Origin of the sequence: Citrobacter sp. wls827 (genome assembly GCF_005280875.1) — a bacterium.
GTDB classification, from domain to species: domain Bacteria; phylum Pseudomonadota; class Gammaproteobacteria; order Enterobacterales; family Enterobacteriaceae; genus Citrobacter; species Citrobacter youngae.
Map to the genome: position 1 here is coordinate 89,472 of NZ_SZWR01000018.1, position 2,607 is coordinate 92,078.

4 protein-coding genes and 1 riboswitch are annotated in these 2,607 nt (G+C 49.8%); of the genes, 2 read left to right on the forward strand and 2 right to left on the reverse strand.

The window, feature by feature from the left end; translation table 11 throughout:
- Nucleotides 1-73: 73 nt before the first annotated feature.
- Nucleotides 74-703, reverse strand: coding sequence for an OB-fold-containig protein (locus FDX03_RS13650; RefSeq protein WP_048213249.1), 630 nt, complete (start codon nt 701-703; stop codon nt 74-76).
- 260 nt (nt 704-963) lie between these two features.
- Between FDX03_RS13650 and glgS the strand changes: the two genes are divergently transcribed.
- Complete coding sequence (glgS, locus tag FDX03_RS13655) at nt 964-1,170, forward strand: cell surface composition regulator GlgS (protein ID WP_086523459.1); 207 nt, start codon at nt 964-966, stop codon at nt 1,168-1,170.
- A 33-nt stretch (nt 1,171-1,203) separates the two neighbouring features.
- Here the strand turns inward: glgS and ubiK are convergent, their stop codons facing one another.
- A complete protein-coding gene (gene ubiK, locus FDX03_RS13660; protein WP_048213247.1) occupies nt 1,204-1,500 on the reverse strand; it encodes a ubiquinone biosynthesis accessory factor UbiK in 297 nt (98 codons plus the stop codon).
- Nucleotides 1,501-1,632: 132 nt separating this feature from the next.
- Nucleotides 1,633-1,782: riboswitch (FMN riboswitch) on the forward strand.
- A 106-nt stretch (nt 1,783-1,888) separates the two neighbouring features.
- Here ubiK and ribB point away from each other — a divergent pair.
- Entirely contained in the window at nt 1,889-2,542 is a 654-nt protein-coding gene (gene ribB, locus FDX03_RS13665) for a 3,4-dihydroxy-2-butanone-4-phosphate synthase (protein ID WP_048213246.1), read from the forward strand.
- Nucleotides 2,543-2,607 lie beyond the last annotated feature (65 nt).

Genomic DNA, 2,607 nt, shown 5'->3' on the forward strand with positions numbered 1-2,607 from the left:
CAATAGCGGTAAACATCCATGAAGGTAACATGCCAAAAACATCATCCATTGTGTTATTCCCTTAAAGTAAAAATTACAAAACATTTGGCCAGGGGTTTAGCTCGGCCAGGTAACGCGTTGCGGAGAGTCGGCAGATAATCAGCACCTTGTCTCCTTTTTTGAATTCTTTGCCTGCTTCAGGCTCTAGTAGCACATAGTGGGTCTGCCCGAACTTATCGGTAAATTTCCCTTCGCATGGGGTTCCGGCACTTGCGGAATGTCCGGTAATAATCGCCATGCTGCCGATAAACTCATCTTCTGCGAGAGCGGTGGTTTCATCCCGTGGCAGCCAGGGAGCAATGATTTTTCCGCTGTAATGCACGGCGAAGACGGCAAGAATAAAACTCACCGGAGCAAGCAGCAGGTTGCTGAGCGGAGCTTGCCACAGTGTGACCGAACCATGTTGAAGAAGGATGCCGAAGAGTCCAAAGAAGCCAGCGAGTAAGCACAGCACGATCAGTGCGGGAATACGTCCGATATTCAAATAGTGCAGCGCTTGTCCAATATTGCCTGAAGTCAGGGCATCGTAGTGATCGAGATGCGCATCCAGTGCGCCCGAAAGGAAGTGCCCGAAAACAAGAGAGATGACTTCCAGTAAGCCAATCAGCAGGACAAATGAAATAGCAAACAGGTAGGGTCCGTTATAATCCGTGAATAAAACCAACTTTCTTCCTCCTGCGACCGCGTTCCCTGATAGCGTCAAAAGTAATGGTTTCACCTCTTACTTTTACATGACGTTACAATAACATGCGTCCTCCTGGTCTTGAATCCGAAAAGAGGCTCATCCCCCTCTTAGATTTCGTAGGAAACTGTGAAGCTGAAGGTTTTTTTGCGCACAATATGTGCAGAATATCTTCGCATCCAGGGAAATACTGAAATCAGAAAAAGCATATGGCCTTAGCAGATATTCAATAACTGGAGGGTATGCTCATGAACAGCAGTATGTATTCAATGAACAATTTCGATTTCCTGGCCCGAAGTTTTGCCAGGATGCAGGCTGAGGGCCATCCCGTTGATATCCAGGCGATAACTGGGAATATGGATGAAGAACACCGTAGCTGGTTTTGCAAACGCTATGCACTTTACTGCCAGCAGGCGACGGAGGCCAGGAAGCTGGAACTGGAACACTAACAGAGAAACGGGCCTTGCGGCCCGTTGTCGTTTTTACTCTTGCGGATCGACTGATGGGATCGCCGGGGCAGGCTTAACTTCTGCCGTTGTTTCACGCGATTCCAGCTCAGTCAGGCGTTGCTCAAGCAGCGCCAGCTTCTCACGAGTACGCAGCAAAACCTGAGTCTGTACATCAAACTCTTCACGGCTTACCAGATCCAGACGGGTCAGCTGTGACTGAAGCGTTTGACGAATTTTCTTCTCGACGTCTTCGCCAAACTCGCGGATCCCTTTCGGCATCGACTCATGAACCTGACGAGCAATCTGCTCAATTTTTTTCGGGTCAATCATTGTGGTTTCCCTGAACTGGTACGTGTTGCTGCATATTGTAGTGCGAACTGGCACAGGCATAAACCAGAATTGTGTGAAGCTAAGACGAGCAAAGGCGTTGATGAAGGTAATCAATAGCGTTATAGTTAACTCGCTTATTCTCAGGGCGGGGCGAAATTCCCCACCGGCGGTAAATCAACTGATGTTGAAAGCCCGCGAGCGCTTTTCGTGAATGCGAAAAGGTCAGCAGATCCGGTGTAATTCCGGGGCCGACGGTTAGAGTCCGGATGGGAGAGAGTAACGATCCAGTCGGGCATGGACCCGCTCACGTTATTTTTTTGCCGCTTTGACGGCACTCCTAAGACTGCCCTGATTCTGGTAACCATAAATTTAGTGAGGTTTTTTTACCATGAATCAGACGCTACTTTCCTCTTTTGGTACGCCTTTCGAACGTGTTGAACATGCGCTTGCTGCACTGCGTGAAGGACGCGGTGTGATGGTGCTTGACGATGAAGACCGTGAAAACGAAGGTGATATGATTTTCCCGGCAGAAACCATGACCGTTGAACAGATGGCGCTGACCATCCGTCACGGTAGCGGTATTGTTTGCCTGTGCATCACTGAAGACCGACGCAAACAGCTCGATCTGCCGATGATGGTGGAAAATAACACCAGCGCTTATGGTACGGGTTTTACCGTGACCATTGAAGCTGCAGAAGGTGTGACTACCGGTGTTTCCGCAGCAGACCGTGTCACTACAGTTCGCGCGGCGATTAAAGATGGCGCTAAACCTTCCGATCTGAATCGCCCGGGTCACGTTTTCCCGCTGCGTGCTCAGGCTGGCGGTGTGTTAACTCGCGGTGGCCACACCGAAGCCACCATCGATCTGGTGACGCTGGCTGGTTTTAAACCGGCTGGTGTGCTGTGCGAATTGACTAATGATGATGGTACTATGGCGCGTGCGCCACAGTGCATTGAGTTTGCCGGCAAGCACAATATGGCTGTAGTCACTATCGAAGATTTAGTGGCTTATCGTCAGGCGCACGAGCGCAAAGCCAGCTAATAGACTATTACCACGTTAGTTGTGGTAAGCATAAAAAACCGAAGCCGTCTTCCTGGCTTCGGTTT

Coding starts and splice junctions, on each gene's coding strand:
- ribB (WP_048213246.1), top strand. CDS start 1,889: ATGAATCAGACGCTACTTTCCTCTTTTGGTACGCCTTTCGAACGTGTT.
- glgS (WP_086523459.1), top strand. CDS start 964: ATGCTCATGAACAGCAGTATGTATTCAATGAACAATTTCGATTTCCTG.
- ubiK (WP_048213247.1), bottom strand. CDS start 1,500: ATGATTGACCCGAAAAAAATTGAGCAGATTGCTCGTCAGGTTCATGAG.